This window comes from Photorhabdus aballayi (assembly GCF_026153155.1).
Lineage (GTDB): Bacteria > Pseudomonadota > Gammaproteobacteria > Enterobacterales > Enterobacteriaceae > Photorhabdus > Photorhabdus luminescens.
The window spans coordinates 312889-333002 of sequence record NZ_JAPFCD010000001.1; the positions used below are offsets into that span (position 1 = coordinate 312889).

A 20114-nucleotide genomic window follows, 5' to 3' on the forward strand; every position below is an offset into this window, starting at 1 on the left:
AATTGTAATTAATTAGGAGACAATATGTCTGATACAAAAGAAATTCGCCAGCCGGTACCGCCATTTACCCGGGAAACTGCTATTCAGAAAGTCCGTTTAGCGGAAGATGGATGGAATAGTCGTGATCCAGAAAAGGTTGCATTGGCCTATTCATTGGATACCCATTGGCGTAATCGCGCTGAATTTGTGCATAGCCGTAAAGAGGCTCAGGGTTTATTAACCAGAAAATGGGCGAAAGAACATGAATATCGCTTAATTAAAGAACTTTGGGCATTTACTGATAATAGAATAGCGGTTCGTTATGCTTATGAATGGCATGATGATTCCGGTAACTGGTTTCGCTCGTATGGTAATGAAAACTGGGAATTTAACGAAGATGGTTTGATGTACAACCGCTATGCTTGCATTAATGATCTTCCGATAACAGAGTCTGAACGAAAATTTCATTGGCCTTTAGGTCGCCGTCCTGATGATCATCCTGGATTATCTGAATTGGGATTATAATTTAATCGCAGATATAAAACCGTAAATTGGGTTGCCACTCCGGTGGCACCCTTTTAACAGAAGAATTCGGAAGACTCGCACCCTGAATTTATCGTTTGAGGCAGGACAGATTTCGGTTAATGCAGTCTGTGACCTGATGAAGTTCGTCAGCGGGAATATCATCAGTTACATTCTGTGCAATATGAGCGAAGTCAGCGGCGACATCCGCTATTTCATCAATAATGTTGTTCATTCTGGCCGACGTGATGCCTGAATCTTTGGCAATCTTGAGCAACATGGTGCGGGTGATATCTGTTCCGTGGCCGGTCACTGAGGTTTGATGTTGTCCGCCGGGTCCGTCTGCAAAGGTCAGATCATAGGCGGGGGATACCACCCACTCATTGCTTTCATTCAGAATGAAAGAAAAATTCTTCACATGATCATCACGATTATGCATCAACACGTTGAACACCATACGCCGGGCTTGGATTTCTCGCTCAACGACAGAGCGCGTGATGGAACCAGTCGCCCGTAAGATATCTATGTAATCCATACAGGGTAAGCGGAAGTCGGCATGTAGGGCGCCGGCCATACTTAGTACCGGCACTCGCATGCCATTCTCACGATCAAACCGCCGGACACCGAATGCAGCGAGTTCCCCTTCAAGGCGGAAATAGCGACTTGTGGGGAAATCAATGCCCGCTATTCTAGCGGTACAGGCATATGCTTCTTCAAGAGCGCAGACCCAAGGATTTTCCTCTGCTGCGGGGAATTTGACCAACCAAGGCTCGCTCCCCGGGAACGCAGTCGTTTTCATCTGTCCGGTAGATGGATTATATTCTACTTGCGCTTTTGGTCTGGCTCCGTGAGGCGAGCCGCCAAGCAGGAAAAGTTCACGCAGTGCCTCTGAGTCCTGACCAGTTACTTCCTGACGAATCTGCTGAGCCAGCCCAGTCAAGTTCAGAATACTATATTTGTCTTCTTGGTCGTCAGGTAAAGGCAGAGCAGGTTGGTAGGTCAGAGCGCCCATCGTGTTATCGCCTAACAATGCAAGGCGTTCCAGGACTGAAATCCGACCAGGATCGACATGATTACGGCGAAGGAACCGGTCCATAATCAGCCGTCCCCACCCATCTGGCAGGGAATCTGCAATGAAGCCGGGGAGCCAGTCCTGAAAGCATTCAAAATTCGCGTAAGTATCAGAGGAAAGCGGTAGTTGCAGAGGCGAGAATTCGATGCCGCTATCAAGAGCTTTGTCGGTGTATTCAAATAAATAGCGGCCGCGAGCAGTACTTTCGGCCAGATGACCCAATACCCACTGTTCTCCAAGACCGTGGTAGATCACCTGTAGTCGGCCCAGTGACTGGTACTGAAAGTTTCGCGTCGTCATTTTTTTGCGTCTCCTGATTGATGAGCGCGGCCGTTGCCGGAGGGTTTCCGGGATGAACGTTGGGTTCGCCGGGCGCGTTGGCGAACCGGCGCTTTCATGGCTTCGAGTTGAGCAATGCTGGCCGGTTGTAGCATAAACAAGGATTTAATCTCGTTTTCTAGCCGTAGAGCAAAGACGACCTTCATAAAATTCTCAAGCGTGCCCCGCCCGCTGCCTTCAAGTTTTTTGAGCGCAGAGACGGAAATACCGCTCCTGAGCGCTAGCTCTGTTTGGAGCATGTTACGTCGTAGCCGATGTTCCCGGAGGCGATGCCCAATTTCTGCCAGCAACTCCGATTCGGTATAAATCATTAGAGCCACAAACGCATCTCCTAAGTTTAAATTTTATAGTTAAGAGGCTTTATTGTACCTCTTATTTTGCCAAAACTTAATTATGAAAGGATAAAAATTTAAACGTTCTATATAAATCTCATAAATGTATTTTTGATACTTTGGGGTTTTATATGAGACTCTTATAAAATAAATGCTAGTGAATTCCTTGCTTGTAACTAAGTTATCTACATCAAGGCGACCAAGAACGGCTACTAGGAGAGGATCTGATATATTGAGGCGAAAATAGCCGAAGTCAGCATCAATAGCGATGGTGTTTGGGATTAAAGCATAATAGGCGAGTTGTTTGATTTTTCATGGCTCGTCGTTTGAGCCAATATCTGGGCTCTCTACACCAGACTTTAACGGGTCAATATTGTGGTACATATTCAAAAGTTTTGGTGTTGAAATCTTTACGCTTTATCCAAGGTGCCGGAGTTTGCATTGTTTTACGCAGAAGTTCATTGGATTGAACTGGCATGTCAAATCGAGCGAGATCAGAAAAAAGACCATTCTTTTCAACGAAGTCATTTAGTGCTTCCAGACCGGCAAGGTTTTCGGCCAACCAGCGTTCGCGCTCTTTAACTATCTGTTCCAACGCCTTGTTTAGCGTCGTGGACAAATTCAAATCCAGCGCCTTAGCCTATTCAATGAGATCGGCACTTAGGTATACGTTTGTACTGCGTTTTCTGGCAGAAGTGTACAGTTATTTTTGCCAGAAGCAGAATTAGTACAGTTTAAAATAAATAAGGCGAGAAAAAATTCCTCGCCTCAATTTATTGTTTCAAGTAATACAAAGAAACCTTTTAATTATCCATAAATAGGAAAGGGGCGATACCGACGATTTTTTCCGTTATGAGATTGTAATGCAGATTTACTGCAATAACAGAATAAATTATTGCTCCGTCGGGCGTGAGTGTTGCCGATCGTTTTGAACGTGAAAGAATTACCGTTGGTTGTAGTTTGGGCTCATAACCACCGCCAAGGCCGGTATCATGTACTGATTTCATGTTTATTCTATTCAATTCTTCACGACAGGCGACAAAGGTTATTTCATCATATTTTGCCATCCTTTCGTCGGTTCTCAGCAACGTAAAAATATCGGATAATTTTTTACGATTTCCAGCCTCAGGGCTGACTAATAGCGCATCATATTTATTGATATTCGTACTGTCCGCTCTATTTTTCCATATTGCCGCCTTCACTTCCTCATCAGGCATTTTCTCATAATATTTGATGCCGTAATTTCTTACCTTGCCATGATTGGTTGTATTGGCTTCTACTCCAGTGGCTAGCAGATAATTTTCAATATCATCGGCAGCCATATTCTGAATATCGTTCACGGTAAATGTTTTATCACCTATTTTTACACTGGCCGAACCTGCTTTATTGCCTGCATCTATCGTTGCATAAGGTTGTACCGTAAAGCCACTATTACCTAATGTAACATCAAAAGGGGAGTTTAATGGATTTTCCGGCGCCTCTAATAATGTCTGACCGTGAGGACCAAAAAATTGAATCGTTTTTCCCGTAGGAACTTGCGTCGCTGCACTATCAGAGAAAAAATAGCCATGTGAACTGAGCATCAATTTATTCGCAGGTTCATTAGGTACTGTCCATAATTCGAATGCACCGCCAAGCTCAATTTTTTGTGGTTCAAATTGAGGATATTCTTTTTGTAAAATCCCTATTCTGGATTGTGCTTTTGTTTTTCTAAGATCGCCCGTTCCAATGTCTTCTTCCGGTTTTTTATTGGTTTTTCGCCATTCCCTCACTCTATTACGGTAATCAGTAGCTGATTCACCGGGCATTTTTTCAGGTTTTCCACTACCGACACCCATGACATTGCGGTGTGATTCATTGGTGCTTATTCTGATGCTTGTCAATGGAATTTGGCTATCGCCTTTACCATAATAAGGTTGAATAACATACTCATTTTCACCTTTGAATAGGGCATATTCAGCTCTGAATCTATTTTCTGTCAACAAGGCTGAATTGTTTTCCAATAAATAGTCAGAATTACTGAAATCAAATAATGTATTTTTATCGTTGGCGTAATATTTTGTTCCCACAATCCGTGATTCTTCCAGCAAAGAAGAACCGCCGCTGACTTTTTGATCAATCATTTTATTATCGATAGAAGTAAACCATGTTGGGTAACGATTATAATAGATATGTAGCATCTCATGATATAAAGCGACAGCCGGTTCACGGGAACGCCAGGGCTCCTCGGCAAGTTTTTCTTCTATGCCAATCAGATGATTTTCTGGATCAAAGGCAATACTGCTACCGGCACTATTACGGGCATAAAATTGACCATCTTTTTCACGTACAATGGCATCCATTGTCGGTGGTTTGATATTTAAACCCTGTTTTTCAAGTTCCTGAATAACGATATTTCCAGAAGGTATTTCACTTATTTCATCTAATACGTGAGTGACTTTATTAATAAATAGATCGTTGCCTGTTATTGTGATCCCGACAGGAGGGATATCTACACGGTTACCCCCTATGGATGTATATTGTATTGTTTTTTGGATATTACCCGAAGAATATTTTGGCATCGGTGTGCTAGGTATTTCTTCAATGGCAAGGGCGATTTTATTGATTGCTGATGCATTAGGTAATTGATTTTCAATCGGATAGATTTCCCTCAATAAATAAGGCAGTTCGGTTTTGATGGCATTAATTTTTTCAGCCGAAATACTGAGATTATTCTGTAATGGCAAGGTGACTTCACGTATCCAAGCTTGTTGGATATTCGCTACCTTGGTGTTGAGTAGAGCTTCTTTATTTCCAAGTTTTAGCGATTTTTCCAAAAAATGGGTTAGTGTGTCAGTAATATTTGATAGTTTATCGATATCATACTTTTCATAATTTTTGAATGCGATATTGATATGAATAAATGCATCCAATGTTTTATCGTTATTAATACTACTGTGTGCTGCTTCAAGTTCCTGATCTATTTTTCTACTTTGTTCTAGGATAAGAGACTTATTAGATATATCGGTATGAGTAACCCAATGTCCATTTTTATCTAATTTCACCGCAGACCAATAACTAAATTGTTCCGGATAAGCCGGGTTGGCTACGCGCCAGGTGTGGTTTGCTTCATCCCATTTGACTTGATAATTAGCGCCAGATTCCTTGATATAGTAGTTCTGTTTAACGGCTGTTTCCATATTAATAGGGCGTATTGAATAAATCCCTTTATATATTCCCTCATTTGCATGAGGTACCATTCTATCGAGTGAAATATTGCTGACTTGCCATTCATTTTTAAGTTTTCCAAGCCCTCTGGTACTTTTGCTAAAAATATCAGCGAAACTTTTCTCAAGTTTAATGCTATTTTTTATCGCACCTACTGCGCTGACGACTCCTCGGTAAGTTAAAGTCAGTGTTGATCTAATGGGTAAAGGTTCGATTAAATCGATTAATCCGCCGAGCAGAATGCTGGAAGATTGGCGTAAAGTGATTACGCCATGCTCTGGTAATGTTCTGATAACTGCTGTAATTAATGCTCTTCCGGTCAGACCGGCTTGTCTGAGGCGCAATGTGGTTTGTGTGACTTTTGCAGCCATTGATTCAGTCAATGACATACCCAAAGTAGCAACAACCAACAGAACATTCGCTGTATCAAAGACAATTGAGCCAATATCTTCTCCAGTCAATTTATATTCACTATCGGTTGTTGCTTTATAGATAACATTATAGAAAGGAATAAGAATAGTTGCTGCTATATGCCAGCCAGAGGTAATATCCAGCGCTTGTTTACTTTTTATTGCAATATCATTTAAACCTTGTTGAATTATCGTTGTGGTAACAGAAAGTAAGTTCTCTTCTTTATGAAAATTAAATTTAGGGGAATCTGTGAAGCTAATTCCTGCATTCATTCCTGAAGTTATGCCATAATAATCATTCCAAAATGCGTCGTAAGAATATTTATATCTGCTTGTTTCTGAGAAACCACTCAGAGTTTTGGCCCGCTGATAGCCAATTGGAAACAGTCGTTTTCCTGTATTGACTATCTCATTTTCCATAAATATTCCGATGCCTATCATAATTTTTCGTTCAATTAAAAATAGTGCATTGGGTCTGGACATCGCACGTAAGGTGGGCTGGCTATCAACCTGCTGTTGGGAATATTTTCTTGCTTTCACTCCGCCTTGTATCGTTGAGACAACTAGCCAATTACCTTGATGCATTTTGATCATGGCGACATTTCCCATACCCTGTTCGACTGAATAGAGAAAGGCTTCTTCTGGTGGATTAATAATTTCTTCGACAGTTAATTGTGCGGCCGGAGATGAAAGTATCAGTTTACTGAGTGAAATGGATTCATAATGACTGTATTTGTTCTTATAAACATTAAATTGCTCATTAAAATTATATTGTGAATCAAATTTATCTCTCTTTTTGAAATCGATAAAAGAAAAATATCCTGTTGGTTTTACGTTATTTTTATTGAATGGATTAAGTTTTTGCTTATCATTTTCAAATAACTTTATTGTTTCTAATGTAGAATAATTGAATGCCTGAACCACATTAGCATTCTCTTTTCTCATTCGATAAATGATCGCCGCTGTTAAAATAATACAGCCTTCCATTTCAATATGTTTGGATTCTTGGGAGAAAACATGGTCAGTATCATAGTGAATATTATGTTTTTTAAATAATAACTCAGCCTGATCTTGAGCAAAAATAATATCGCGATAATCACCATGACCTTGTGTCATTTTTCCGACTTTAGGGACAATCTGATGTAATAGCGCACCCAATGAAGATAGAACTAATAAATGATACTTAGCAGCTTGTAGCGTTTGCAGCTCGAAAATATCTTTCTGGCTATACTCGGTACGATATTGTTTTGTTAATGCTATCTCCTCTTTGGCTAGTAGAGCTAATAATATGTCATCTCCAATGCTGATACTTTGATTGGTTTCTGGATGAATAATTGGAATACCTGGATGAATATTATTATCGGCAATTAAACTATTTACCTTTTCAATGCCTTTTTTATAGGCTTTGAAAAGATCTTCTTTATCTTTGATTCGTTGGTTATAATCTGATTTTTCTTTATCACTTAACGCGACATTGCCATCTGACATAAACGTTAGCAGTGCATCTGAATAGACTTCATCATCGATATCTTTGGTAGAGAATGCCTGGCGATATATTTTCAGTAAAGGTTCTTCGGCACTGATACCCAGTTCCTGCCATATATCGACTTTAGTTTGATCTAAATCGGTTTTATCCTTGTTTATTCTTGCTATTTTTTCATGAATTTCTATTTTTGATATTAAGATATTGACTGCTGTATCGACATCAGCACTATTATAGTTTTTTATAAAGAAAAGGTTGAATATATTATTAATATTATGCAGTAACTCAGAATATTTTATTTCTGAATATTCATTAAAAACAGCGTCCACAGCTTGTTTCAAAGTCTGTTGTATTTTAGTTGAGTACTTATTATAAGAAAATAAATTTTCTATGGTATACAGACCCACATCTTTAATATCAGAGGTTATCCAGGTTGGATAGTTTTGATTGCTTTTTAGTAATGAAACAAATGGTTTTTCACCATTTTTGTTATCATCTTGTTTATATTCCCAGTATTTACCATTGACTACGGTATATTCCGTTTCTGTTGACTGATTGGCATCGTTTTTATCTACGATATCATATTCAGAATGTGACATATAATCCTCCAGGTTGATTAAATTTATTATTTATTGAACTGCATAGCTACCGTATTCATCTGATTTTCAGAAATGGCTATTTAGATAAAAATACTATTTAGTGATTTTAAGTCACAATCGTAAGGCAGGGTGATTATAGTTGATCTTGGTTAATATCAAATATCAATTAATAACATTATAAAATTATTAATTAGTATAACTATATATAAATATTTATTTATAGTTTTTTATAATGTGGTTAAATATAAACCAATATGTCGGTTGAGAAACGGATTGAAAGGCTTTTGCAGTCAATACGAGGTGTTTATTAAAGGCACTCTGTGGCGGGCAGTAAATAGTAGAAGTAGTAAATATTTGTAAATAAATGGAAAGTGAAATGTTACCACTGCGAGAAAATAATGATAATTAAACGTTTTGATTGATTAGAATGCAGCCGTATATTTGGGGATTAACTCAGTTAAATTACGGCTGCAAAATTTAAAATAAACTTTTATATTAATTTTATCCGTTATTATTTGATATCGATATTAATTGCTGTAGGCATTTTTTCTGATGGCTCACAGATGTTCTCTTTTTCAATGCAGACTTCGCTGTCACAGCAATAGTCCTGTTTCATAATCATATGTTTGGCTGCTGATTCAATTAATGTGATTGTTTTTGCAACGGTAGCTTCAAGATCGAGAAAAACAGGCGCCGCCTGAACGGCGGCAACACCTGAGTTGTGATGTTATTTTTTGATCATTGGAATTAAAAAATCCCTGACAATATTCGCCAGAGATTTTTTTATAACGTACTATTATTATATTCCTCCCAAAAAAACCGTTTATTAGCGGTTATCATTTGTATTGCACGGAATATACCCGTCATCTTTTAAGCTGCCTCTTTGTTGGCTGCACTCACTCACCCCGGTCACATAGTTATCTATGCTCCCGGGGATTCGCTCCTTTGCCGTCGCGATGCAACTTGAAATCCATTGGGTATAGCTTATTTCGGCCGGTTTTGTTAAAGGAATTCTTCGATGCTTAATACTTATCTTCCAAATTTAAAATATCGCGAGACGGATTATTTTGTTTAGTTGGAGGTAAATCTAATCCTTGTTCAAATTCATTTCGACTAAATTATTTATCTTCGTTAAAAAATTACATTTCATGTAAATATTTTCTTTTAAATCCATGAATATTCGCATCCTCCTTTGTATTTTATATCCCGCTCTGCATAGAGAGCGGGGAAGAAAATATATCAGGCTGCTTTTTTTATACTCGATTTTCTTACCTTAATTAGTCTGTCTTCATTAGACGTCGATTATGCGCTTCAATCGTCTCTATAAATCTTGAGGTTGCACTATGAGTGTCATCTATATAATCCGCACTGATTATTCCCGCATGAGGGATCTTCTCAACAGCATCAGCTAAAACGGCATTATTTCTAGATAGGTAACTTTTTACTCCTGAAGTAAATTGTCTACGTCCAATAGAAGCTACTGGGATATTTGTCTGCATAACATTAAGTTTACCTTCAGGTGCAGGGTTTGCGTGAAATTCACTAAGGAACTTGGCTGTACCTCCTGCGTTCGCTCGATTAGCCCACTTGGTGTGAACTTGTTCTTTGTAGGCCCAATGTGGCTCAGCTCCGTCATAACCATGCACCATAATTCCGATGTTTTTTCCTTTACCCAATAAATCAACCGTTGCTTCGCTTAAACTCGGCGTGTCATTACGGGTAATAAGATTATCACGATGACCTTCGAGTACATTCTCCAAAAAGATATCTGAATCCGACGTTCCAGAAGCGGTGTTCTTTTTCTTACCTTCTCCTTTAAATACAAATTTAATAAGATAAAAATTATCGGTATCTCCTGTTGCATGACTTAACAATTCCTTAACATCGGCAATGGCATCCCCGGCTGCAACACTAGGGCCATGAAAAAAGCTAAATGAGCCATTTTTGTTCCGTGCTACGCGAATATCAAAGTATTTTGTCCCCGCCTCTGCTTGTTCTCTCAAACTCTTATTTTGGGTTTTAAATGCAAAGGGCAATGCCGCTCCTAAGCTACTGAACATTCCATTTCTTTTTCTACTGTAAGCATAGGTACCTGCATCATGGCTACCTAACATAGCTATTTGAGATAGCTGAGTGTCAGCAGGTAATTCATTATGATTTACGGAAGTACGTCCATCCATGATGTGACCTGAGCCATTGTTGTTTGGAGCCGTATTGAGTTCTAATTCTAATGAATCGCTTTCATGATGAGTCGCATTCTTTGGCTGTGATGAGCGTCTTTTTTGCCTTTCTTTATATTCATGTTCCATGTTATCACCTACCTATTAGTTTTAAGTAAGAAATGCTTTTGAAATAAACAGTATGCTTAGTGATCATATCTAACGCAATAATTTTGTCCTACAGAATAATTATATGTATTTTAGCGGGTTATCTCAGATAGCGATTAGATTTTTTCTTTAACTATTTGTTTCAAAATGTGTAATTGGTTTTTGACTTTTGATGTGTTAAATCTCCCCTTATCCCCCCATTCTTTGAGAAAGAACTTAAAATGCGCCTTGAGTATTTCATTAAATTTACGTATATGACGTTTGACTTAGTTTCATCATAGACTCATTTAGCATATCAAATTCATATGACAGTTTTATTTCCTCTTTGGTGAAATATTCAGATCTATTAATTCTCTTTCTATGTTAGCTTTGTCATATCCAGTAGGGTGGTTTTATTTTATTGAGAGATTTTTTATTTTTATCTATTTTTTCAATGTCTAGTATTTTTACTGTATTTATTGTTTGGCATACTATCACTTTCACTTAATGTTTAACTTATGAAAATGACTGAGATGTAATGCATTTTGCATATCACAATAGTGAAATATAAAATCTTTTGATATGGTGGTATTTTTTAGGTTGATATTTCCGATTTATTATCAGGAAGTTCCAAGTGTAATCCGTCTAATCGAGTGATATCTGGATTTTTATCTTTGGGATGCAATTTCTTAATTGCTTTTTCACGAATATCATTTTTAAGCATTTATAAACCTATCGTTATGGTTGTATTTTTTATTTAATTGAAATCTAAATCGGCACATAATTTATCAAATAAAGCTTGGTTTATTTATGAGTTATCCAGAGTTGATTTTTGCTCCACAGATGCGGAAATTTGGCTAATTGGTTTTATATCGTCTTTATTGTTTTGCAGTTTTACCGGTGCGGTAATGGAATATAATAAAGAAAGGCGAGGGCGATTGCCGAGCGCTTGCCAAAAGTTGCCTCTTTGTTGGCTGCACTCGCTCACCCCAGTCACATAATTATCTATGCTCCTGGGGATTCGTTCACTTGCCGCCGCGCTGCAACTTGAAATCTATTAGGTATATATTTCTCTTAGCATTTAGCGATAGACAATAGCTACCGCACTAACCTGTTTTTCCTTGGTTACTATTTATATAGGAACTTTTTACATAGGAACGTTATTTGGTGAATCTAAGATCACATTAATGATCACGGTAAATTATAACCAACGTTTGTTAGTTTTAAATATCAATTGTTAATATGTGTGAATATTGGTTATAAAAACAATTAATATTGAAATTGTTTCTCAATCATATTGTTATATTTTTTTATCAAGGCGTGAATAAATATTGTGTTATAACTTTTGATATGAAGATGATGATGCTTTGTTAATAAAATTATTTATTAACAAATGGTTATGTATTATTTTTTTTGGATTTAATTCAGCAGGGCGCTTAGTTTTAATAATGGGAGGTTCATGAAATAAGGATCTCATTATCTATCGTTAGTCAGCTATGATTCATATCGTTTTGGTTTTATGGATAAAGTTATATTTGGTTTTATAGTTAAATATCTCTAAAGGAATATTACTTTATGAATTATAAATATTTACTAGCTATTTCAACCGCAGTGTCGTTTTCCATTTTTACTCTGCCAGCATTGAGTCACTCTGATAGTTCTCTTCCGGCGACTACAATAACCAAACAAGTCAATGCTGAAATGGCATCTACTTTACCTTTCAACGATAAATCTGATTTTGATGATGCTAAACGCGGTCTGATTGCCAGACCTGATTCTCTGATTATTCGTGATGCTAATGGTAAAGTGGTATTGGATCTTGACAGATATCGTCAATTTATTACCGATAAAACGCCGGCTCCAGATACCGTTAACCCGAGCTTGTGGCGTAATGCGCAGCTTAATATGGAATATGGGCTCTATAAAGTGAGTGATCACATTTATCAAGTGCGCGGCTATGACATATCTAATGTTACTTTTGTTGAGGGAAATACCGGGTGGATTGTTTTAGATCCGGCTACGTCTGCGGAAACAGCCAAAGCAGCCTATGATTTAGTCAGCGAAAATTTAGGTAAAAAGCCGGTAGTGGGGGTAGTTTATAGCCATTCTCATGTTGACCATTACGGCGGTGTGCGCGGCATTGTCAATGAGGATGATGTTAAAGCAGGTAAGGTTCAGATCCTTGCGCCAGAAGGTTTTATGGAACATGCGGCCAGTGAAAATGTCATTGCCGGTAATGCGATGGGCCGTCGGGTTGTTTATATGTTTGGTACTTTATTGCCCCGTAATCCTCAAGGCAGTGTCAATTCTGGCTTAAGTGCAACAGTACCGACTGGAACGGTAACATTGATCCCACCAACACAGACTATCAAAGTAACCGGTGAGAAAGTGACGATTGATGGTGTGGAGATGGTATTCCAGATGACGCCGGGCACGGAAGCTCCTTCAGAGATGAATACTTGGTTTCCGCAATGGAAGGCAATGTGGATGTCAGAAAATACGACTAATTCCATGCACAATATTTTATCGCTGCGTGGAGCTCAGGTGCGTAATGCTTTGGCTTGGTCAAAGTATATTAATCAGACCATCGATTTGTACGGCGATCAGGTTGAAGTGAAATTCCAGAGTCACAATTGGCCAATGTGGGGCAAAGAGCGGGTGGTGGATTACTTTAAAAAACAACGTGATTTGTACAAATATATCCACGACCAGACGGTGAATCTGATGAATAAAGGTTACACCGGTGAGGAGATTTCCGAGATGATAAACTTGCCATCAGAGCTGGCGAGTTATTTTCCAAATCGTGGTTATCATGGCGCATTGCGTCATAATGCCCGCGCGGTTTATCAGTTCTATATGGGGTGGTACAGCGGGAACCCCTCTGATCTAAATAACCTGCCGCCTCAGCCTTCTGCGATTAAATATGTGGAATATATGGGAGGCGAAGCAGCGGTGATAAAACGTGCCCAAGCTGATTTTAATAAAGGGGAATATCGTTGGGTGGCACAAGTGCTCAAACATGTTGTTTTTGCTAATCCTGATAGTGTGGCAGGAAAAAAATTGTTAGCTAAAGCTTATGAGCAGTTAGGTTACCAGTCTGAATCAAATTCTTGGCGGTCGGCTTATTTGCAGGGCGCTGCGGAACTGCGTCGTGGCGTGCCAAAATCCGATAACTTGAATATTGTCAGTCCGGATACTATTCGTGCTATGTCGCCGGAAATGTTATTTGATTATTTGGCGGTACGGTTAAATGGGCCTAAGGCTGCCGGTAAGAAGTTAGTGATGAATGTTAATTTCACTGATCTCAATAAGCATTACACGTTGACGGTGGAAAATGGTGTACTGAATTATACTGAGAAGCAGGCGGTACAAGCCGATGTTACCTTGACGTTGACTAAAGCTGTTCTGGAGAAAATTCAGTTGGGGGAAAGTAAATTTGGCAGTGAGGTGCAAAAACAGAATGTGAAGATTATGGGAGACCGAACCAAGTTTGATGAATTTATCGGTCTGTTGGACAGTTTCCCATTCTGGTTCAATATAGTGACGCCCCGCGCAGAAATAGAAGGTAATGTAACCTGAGGTTTGCTTAAGAAGGGAACTCAGTGCCTGAGGCACGATCAAAGTTTTTGTCAAAGAAAACAAAATTGTGGAGATCCTCAGGCATGCCTAATTTAGAAGAACTTTACTGCTGTGTCGATGATTTTTGCCAACAATTTATCCCTCTCTGGCATCAACAGTTAATTGCAAATGAAATTGGTTATTTTTTTACCCATCCCCCCGATAGGGTTCGCAAGTGCAGTATCAACAAAGTTGATACTTGAAATGAACACTGATAGAGTATCTTCATTGTTGATACTATGAGGATTTAAATATGGCACAAGTCGTCGTGAAAAAATGGGGAAATAGCCCTTCTGTACGTCTTCCGGTCGCTATTATGCAAGCTGCTTCACTAAATGTTGATGATACGGTTGATATTGCTGTTGAAGATGGTCGAATTATCATTATTCCGGTCAAAGCGAAAGAGTATTCTCTTGACGCACTATTAGCTGGAATTACACCCGAAAATATTCATGAAAAAATGGATTTTGGTGCTCCAGTTGGTAAGGAATTGATCTGATGGTTTCTCGTTTTGTGCCTGATTCTGGTGATATTATTTGGATTGACTTTGATCCTGTGGCTGGGCACGAGCAGGGAGGCCATCGCCCCGCAGTCGTGCTGAGTCCATTTGCCTATAACAATAAAGTGGGATTGCTGCTCTGTGTTCCTTGCACAACTAAAGTGAAAGATTATCCTTTTGAAGTTGAATTATCAGGAAGCCGTAATAGTGTTGCCTTAGCTGATCAGGTGACATGTGTTGATTGGCGAGCCAGAAAAGTAACAAAAAAAGGTCATGTTAATTCTTCAGAACTGGAGGATATAAAGGCTAAAGCAAAGGCGCTTATCGGATAACAGGGCACTTTAGGCGGCTTAATTTGCTTATACATTCCCACCTAAAAAACCGAGCTTGAATTTACGGGATTGTGATATCGCTATTTTTAAACGAAACTGAGGTTAATGTAATCATTCGCCTTGATTGCGAATTTCTAATATCAAACTACAGCGATTGAGCTGTAGTTTGACGCAGAAAGGTGTGATGGGAAAAATCAGGCCGCAGGGCGGGCGACAATATTACGGGTTTCCATTCTGACTTCCTCAATACGAACATCAATAATGTCGTTCAATCGATAAGCGACTTCACCTTTGATAATCACAGTGCCGGTCTCTTGGCTACATTGCAGTTCATCACGCACGGCATGTAGGAATGGCGCTGGTATAAAGGCCACCGCACCGTTATCGATCAGTCGGACACGTAAACCACCACGGGTAATATCAATGATTTCTGCGGTAAACCGTTGCTCGGTTCCTGCATGTGGTTGCAGGAAGCGTGCATACAGCCAATCTCCTACATCACGTTCGGCCATACGATTCAATCTGCGACGTTCAGCCAGTTGCAAACAGGTTTCTTCTGAGGGTTGTTCCACACCCGTTTTTTGAATAATCGCTTTCAGTAAACGATGGTTAATCATGTCGCTGTATTTACGGATCGGTGATGTCCAGGTGGCGTAAGCATCAAAACCGAGACCAAAATGAGGACCTGGTTCAGGTTTAACTTCTGCGAAAGTCTGAAAACGGCGAATACGACTATCAAGGAATTGGGTTGGTTGTTTATCCAATTCACGGCGTAATTTGCAGAAGCCGTTTAAGGTCAACAATTCTTCTGTGTTGGCATCGATACCATTTTCTTGCAGTAATTCAACCACTTGTTCAATTTGCAGCGGCTCAAAGCCCATATGGACATTGTAAATACCAAAACCTAGTTTATCGCGTAGTATTTTTGCGGCGCACAGGTTAGAAGTGATCATTGCTTCTTCAACAATACGGTTGGCTGTACGGCGTTGTTCCACCACGATATCCAGTACGTAACCATTATCATCAAGGATGAAGCGATAATCAGGACGATCTTTGAAAATAAGCGCATTTTGGTGGCGCCATTGGTTACGGCGATCACTCATTTCTTTCAGGAGAGTGATTTGGGTCTTAATCGCTTCAGAGGCAGGTTCCCAAGTTCCTGTTTCTTCCAGCCAGTCAGAAACTTCGTCGTAAACCAATTTAGCTTTTGATTCAACCCAGGTAGAGAAAAACGCAATATCATCACCCAGTTGACCATCTTCCAAAATCGAAACCTGACAAACCAATGCCGGGCGGCGGGCGTTAGGGCGCAGAGAGCATAAATTCTCTGACAGGTCGCGCGGCAACATGGGGATATTAAAACCCGGTAGGTAGTTAGTGAAAGCACGTTGGTGGGCGATTTGGTCCAGTTCGCTGTCAGCCGCAATATAAGCGGTTGGATCAGCGATGGCGATACTGAGTTTCAGGCTACCATCATCTTGCTTAGCGATATGTAAAGCATCGTCCATATCTTCCGTGGTTGCACTGTCGATAGTAACAAAATCCAGCGACGTTAAGTCAATGCGCTCAAGATCGCCATCGTTCATTTGGCAATCGGCAGTCATAGCGGGAGCATCACGTTCCAGATTATGGCGAGTGAGTGTTACCCACCAAGGGGCGTAGTGATCGCTACCCTCAGTAATATAGCCGGTAATTTCCGCATGAAAACCACGACTACCTTTCAATGGGTGATGACGCATTTCAGCGACGGCCCAATCGCCATGCTGAAATGGATGAGTAACCTGATTGGCTGGCCGGCAAGAGATAGCATCTCTTAGCAGTGGGTGATCAGGAACGATCCATAAACGGTTATCATTTTCTTTTTTCTGGATACGGCCAACGAAACGATTGAGAAATGGTTCAATCAAGGTTTCTGGTTCGGCGATCTCTCTTTCTTTGTCAGTATGAATAGCGGCAGTGACTCGATCGCCATGCATAACTTTTTTCATGTGTGGAGGAGGAATGAAATAACTTTTTTGCCCATCGACTTCTAAGAATCCGAATCCTTTTTCGGTACCTTTGACCAAACCTTCTACTCGAAGTGTTTGGGAATGAAGTTGCTGTTTTAGCTGTGCAAGCAGCGGGTTGTTTTGAAACATAATATCCGCGGAGAAAGTTGAGGGTTATTATCAGATAGTTTTTGGAATAACAGTTTTACGCGAATTGGCGGTGTCGAGCAAGCCACATCTGCAAAATAGCATAAAACAATATGGAAATTGCATTGAAAATTACAATAGTTACTCAGGGTAAATTTTTTCTTTAAATTCGCATAGATCTTCAATAATACAAGAACCACAACGAGGTTTACGGGCTATGCAAGTATAACGACCGTGTAAAATAAGCCAATGATGACAATCGACTTTAAATTCGGCCGGGACGACTTGCAGTAATTTATTTTCGACTTCATCGACATTTTTACCGGGCGCGAATTGAGTACGGTTGCAAACGCGAAAAATATGGGTATCAACCGCAATAGTCGGCCAGCCGAAAGCGGTGTTTAACACCACATTGGCTGTCTTGCGGCCGACACCTGGCAATGCTTCCAATGCAGCGCGATCTTCGGGAACCTCGCCAGCATGTTTTTCTAGCAATATCCGGCAGGTTTTAATTGTGTTTTCCGCTTTGGTGTTATAAAGACCGATAGTTTTTATATACTCTTTCAACCCATCTACCCCCAGATTCAGAATTGCCTGAGGGGTATTTGCCACTGGATAGAGTTTTGCTGTGGCTTTATTAACACTTACATCTGTCGCTTGTGCTGAAAGTAGTACTGAAATAAGCAGCTCAAATGGTGTCGTGAAAACTAATTCAGTTGTTGGCTTTGGGTTGTTATCCCGTAAACGCGTTAGAATTTCGATACGTTTCTGTTTGTTCATATCAAATGGAACTCTCCGATCCTGGTGACATTGTTATTGCCCCGCTTTTTTCTTTTATTGCTCTGGTTTTCATTTTTTCGTCAATAAGATATTTCGCTGCCAGCATTAATCCCAAACCGATAAAAGCGCCGGGTGGTAAGATCGCTAACAGGAAAGGGGAATCCATATGAACGATTTCTATTCGTAATACTTTAGCCCAATTACCCAGAAGTAAATCAGCGCCATCAAAGAGGGTTCCATTGCCGAGAACTTCTCTAATCGCACCGAGAACAAATAGCGCAAAAGTGGCTCCTAATCCCATAGCTAAGCCATCAATCGCAGAGGGCATGATCGGGTTTTTCGCGGCGTAGGCTTCAGCACGACCGATAACAATACAGTTAGTCACAATCAGTGGAATGAAAATCCCCAATGATTCATATAGGCCAAAAGCATAGGCGTTAATCAACATCTGGACAGCACTTACAACCGAAGCGATGATCATAACATAAATTGGAATACGGATCTCATTGGGTACCCAACGACGCAAGCTGGAAACTGCAATGTTGGTACAGACTAGAACCAGTGTCGTTGCTAACCCTAAGCCGAGAGCGTTGGTTGCAGTGGAAGATACGGCCAACAGTGGGCACAATCCTAGCAGTTGTACTAAAGCGGAGTTATTTTTCCATAGCCCTTGGATAAATAAGTTTTTGGTTTCACTCATGATTTTTCTCCACAGGATTCTAGAGAAGAGAGATGTTCAGGTAGGGTTTGTAAATAAAGCGCGGTCCGTTTGACGGAGTTTACCACGGCGCGTGGGGTAATAGTGGCGCCAGTAAATTGATCAAACTCACCGCCATCTTTTTTCACCGCCCAGTGCCGGTCATGATTGGATGTGATGGTTTTCCCTGAGAATACATTAATCCAGTCTGAAATCCGGGTTTCAATTTTGTCCCCCAGTCCTGGGGTTTCATGATGTTCTGTAACTCGGACCCCTAGCACTTTTCCTGAGAAATCTGCTCCAACCAGTAACTGAATGGCACCGGAATAACCATCCGGCGCTGTACTTTCTAGTGCTGCCGCCACGGGCTGACCATTTTTACGGGCCAGATAGAGACGATGAGGAAAATTATTGCCCAGAGCATCAGCATTGACTAGATAGCATTCGCTTTGTATATCGTTGTCGTACAGGGCGGGCGGAATAACCTGATCAAGCAGCGATTTGTGCTGTAATGCGGCCTGTTCTGCGATAGTACTTTTGGTGAGTGAATTCACGATAGCCGTTAGCCCGGTAGTAATGGCCGCAAAAATGGCTAACGTGATGCCGTGACGTCGCATGGTTTCTAACATAACGGCTCCTTATTTATGCCCGTAAACGCGGGGTTGGGTGTAATGGTCAATGAGTGGCACGGTGATGTTCGCCAATAAGACCGCAAAGGCTATGGCGTCAGGATAACCACCATAAACACGGATCACCCAGACTAACAAGCCAATCATGGCGCCAAAAACCAAACGACCTTTAGGTGTCGTGGAAGCACTGACTGGATCGGTTGCAATAAAGAATGCGCCTAGCATGGTTGCACCGGAGAACAGTTGTAATAATGGCGGCGAATAACGAGATGGATCAATCAGCCAGCTTGTAAGTGCACATAAGCCTAATACCAAGATAAATGCCACAGGAATTTGCCAGGTTATCACTTTTCTGTTCAGTAGAATAAGCCCGCCAACAAGATAAGCAATGTTGACCCATTGCCAGCCAATACCAGCCAGAGATCCTTGTAATATGGGTTGGCGAAGAACGTCATCAATATTGTGAGTCAATAAACCGGTTTTGAAACTATCCAGCGGTGTGGCCTGGCTAATCCCGTCAAAGCCTTGTTGCAATTGCTGTAATGTTGTTCCATCGGGGGTATGGCTGGTGAAAATCACCATCAGGCAGTCTAGTGGTGTAATTTGTGCTGTCAGTAAATCCATAGGCGGCAACCAACTGGTCATTTGTACTGGGAATGATATTAGCAGTACGACATAACCCACCATTGCCGGATTGAATGGATTTTGACCAAGGCCGCCATATAAGTGTTTGGCAATAACTACTGCAAAGGCCGTCCCCAATACAATTAGCCACCAGGGAGCCAGCGGAGGAAGGCTGATCCCTAAAAGTAAACCTGTCAGTAACGCCGAATTATCCTGTAAACGAGGCATAATTGCCTGTTTACGCAAAGATAGGGCAAATGATTCTGCAAGCAGGGCGGTAATCACTGCAAGCAGGATCTGGAACAAGGTACCGTAACTAAAGAAGTAAGTTTGTACGGCAATACCGGGTATCGCTGCCAGCACAACCCACAGCATGATGCGGCTGGTACTTTGCTGATTGTGTGTAAAAGGCGAACTTGCGACTTTTAGTTTTTTGTTGTCAGTCTGAACGGGTCTGAATTTCATTTATAACAATCACTATTCTATTGAAATTTTCTGTTGTTCCTGAGCGTCTTTTTTGGCCTTAACCCTGGCAATGGCAGCGGCGACGG

General features: G+C 40.5%; 16 protein-coding genes and 2 pseudogenes. 5 read left to right on the forward strand and 13 right to left on the reverse strand.

Features of this window, described 5'->3' with window-relative positions; all coding sequences use genetic code 11:
• The first annotated feature begins 24 nt into the window (after positions 1 to 24).
• Positions 25 to 504, forward strand: a complete 480-nt coding sequence (locus OO184_RS01220; RefSeq protein ID WP_265377632.1) for a nuclear transport factor 2 family protein — start codon at positions 25 to 27, stop codon at positions 502 to 504.
• An 88-nt stretch (positions 505 to 592) separates the two neighbouring features.
• Here the strand turns inward: OO184_RS01220 and OO184_RS01225 are convergent, their stop codons facing one another.
• The 8 genes and pseudogenes from OO184_RS01225 to OO184_RS01260 form a co-directional block, all read right to left on the reverse strand.
• Positions 593 to 1873, reverse strand: coding sequence for a type II toxin-antitoxin system HipA family toxin (locus tag OO184_RS01225; protein WP_265377633.1), 1281 nt, complete (start codon positions 1871 to 1873; stop codon positions 593 to 595).
• Entirely contained in the window at positions 1870 to 2223 is a 354-nt protein-coding gene (locus tag OO184_RS01230; RefSeq protein ID WP_265377658.1) for a DNA-binding protein, read from the reverse strand. The genes OO184_RS01225 and OO184_RS01230 overlap by 4 nt, the downstream gene beginning before the upstream one ends.
• A gap of 388 nt (positions 2224 to 2611) precedes the next feature.
• Positions 2612 to 2875: a type II toxin-antitoxin system CcdA family antitoxin gene (locus OO184_RS01235; protein ID WP_312023671.1), complete on the reverse strand. Its 264-nt coding sequence runs from the start codon at positions 2873 to 2875 to the stop codon at positions 2612 to 2614.
• Between the two features lie 172 nt (positions 2876 to 3047).
• The gene (locus OO184_RS01240; RefSeq protein WP_265377635.1) at positions 3048 to 7943 is read right to left on the reverse strand and encodes a putative adhesin; all 4896 of its coding nucleotides are present in this window, start codon (positions 7941 to 7943) and stop codon (positions 3048 to 3050) included.
• Between the two features lie 1277 nt (positions 7944 to 9220).
• Positions 9221 to 10252 carry a PI-PLC domain-containing protein gene (locus tag OO184_RS01245; protein WP_265377636.1) on the reverse strand — a complete coding sequence of 344 codons (1032 nt, stop codon included), beginning with the start codon at positions 10250 to 10252 and terminating at the stop codon, positions 9221 to 9223.
• A 134-nt stretch (positions 10253 to 10386) separates the two neighbouring features.
• A pseudogene (locus OO184_RS01250) lies at positions 10387 to 10533 on the reverse strand (IS1595 family transposase); the annotation flags it as partial.
• A 311-nt stretch (positions 10534 to 10844) separates the two neighbouring features.
• A complete protein-coding gene (locus tag OO184_RS01255) occupies positions 10845 to 10973 on the reverse strand; it encodes a hypothetical protein (protein ID WP_265377637.1) in 129 nt (42 codons plus the stop codon).
• A gap of 87 nt (positions 10974 to 11060) precedes the next feature.
• Positions 11061 to 11213 (reverse strand): annotated as a pseudogene (locus tag OO184_RS01260) (DUF4255 domain-containing protein); the annotation flags it as partial.
• A 611-nt stretch (positions 11214 to 11824) separates the two neighbouring features.
• Here OO184_RS01260 and OO184_RS01265 point away from each other — a divergent pair.
• The 4 genes from OO184_RS01265 to mazF all read left to right on the forward strand — a co-directional run bounded on the left by OO184_RS01265 (position 11825) and on the right by mazF (position 14698).
• The gene (locus OO184_RS01265) at positions 11825 to 13828 is read left to right on the forward strand and encodes an alkyl/aryl-sulfatase (protein ID WP_265377639.1); all 2004 of its coding nucleotides are present in this window, start codon (positions 11825 to 11827) and stop codon (positions 13826 to 13828) included.
• Positions 13829 to 13911: 83 nt separating this feature from the next.
• Complete coding sequence (locus tag OO184_RS01270) at positions 13912 to 14070, forward strand: hypothetical protein (RefSeq protein WP_265377640.1); 159 nt, start codon at positions 13912 to 13914, stop codon at positions 14068 to 14070.
• 50 nt (positions 14071 to 14120) lie between these two features.
• On the forward strand, positions 14121 to 14366 hold the full coding sequence (locus OO184_RS01275; protein ID WP_265377641.1) for an AbrB/MazE/SpoVT family DNA-binding domain-containing protein: 246 nt from the start codon (positions 14121 to 14123) through the stop codon (positions 14364 to 14366).
• The gene (gene mazF / locus OO184_RS01280; RefSeq protein ID WP_265377642.1) at positions 14366 to 14698 is read left to right on the forward strand and encodes an endoribonuclease MazF; all 333 of its coding nucleotides are present in this window, start codon (positions 14366 to 14368) and stop codon (positions 14696 to 14698) included. The genes OO184_RS01275 and mazF overlap by 1 nt, the downstream gene beginning before the upstream one ends.
• 194 nt (positions 14699 to 14892) lie before the next feature.
• Here the strand turns inward: mazF and OO184_RS01285 are convergent, their stop codons facing one another.
• The 5 genes from OO184_RS01285 to rsxD all read right to left on the reverse strand — a co-directional run bounded on the left by OO184_RS01285 (position 14893) and on the right by rsxD (position 20028).
• On the reverse strand, positions 14893 to 16836 hold the full coding sequence (locus OO184_RS01285; RefSeq protein ID WP_265377643.1) for an exoribonuclease II: 1944 nt from the start codon (positions 16834 to 16836) through the stop codon (positions 14893 to 14895).
• Positions 16837 to 16974: 138 nt separating this feature from the next.
• Entirely contained in the window at positions 16975 to 17613 is a 639-nt protein-coding gene (nth, locus tag OO184_RS01290) for an endonuclease III (protein WP_036776177.1), read from the reverse strand.
• A gap of 1 nt (position 17614) precedes the next feature.
• Positions 17615 to 18313, reverse strand: a complete 699-nt coding sequence (locus tag OO184_RS01295) for an electron transport complex subunit E (protein WP_088374290.1) — start codon at positions 18311 to 18313, stop codon at positions 17615 to 17617.
• Positions 18310 to 18939: an electron transport complex subunit RsxG gene (gene rsxG / locus OO184_RS01300; RefSeq protein ID WP_265377644.1), complete on the reverse strand. Its 630-nt coding sequence runs from the start codon at positions 18937 to 18939 to the stop codon at positions 18310 to 18312. The genes OO184_RS01295 and rsxG overlap by 4 nt, the downstream gene beginning before the upstream one ends.
• 9 nt (positions 18940 to 18948) lie before the next feature.
• On the reverse strand, positions 18949 to 20028 hold the full coding sequence (gene rsxD, locus OO184_RS01305; RefSeq protein WP_265377645.1) for an electron transport complex subunit RsxD: 1080 nt from the start codon (positions 20026 to 20028) through the stop codon (positions 18949 to 18951).
• Between the last annotated feature and the right edge of the window lie 86 nt (positions 20029 to 20114).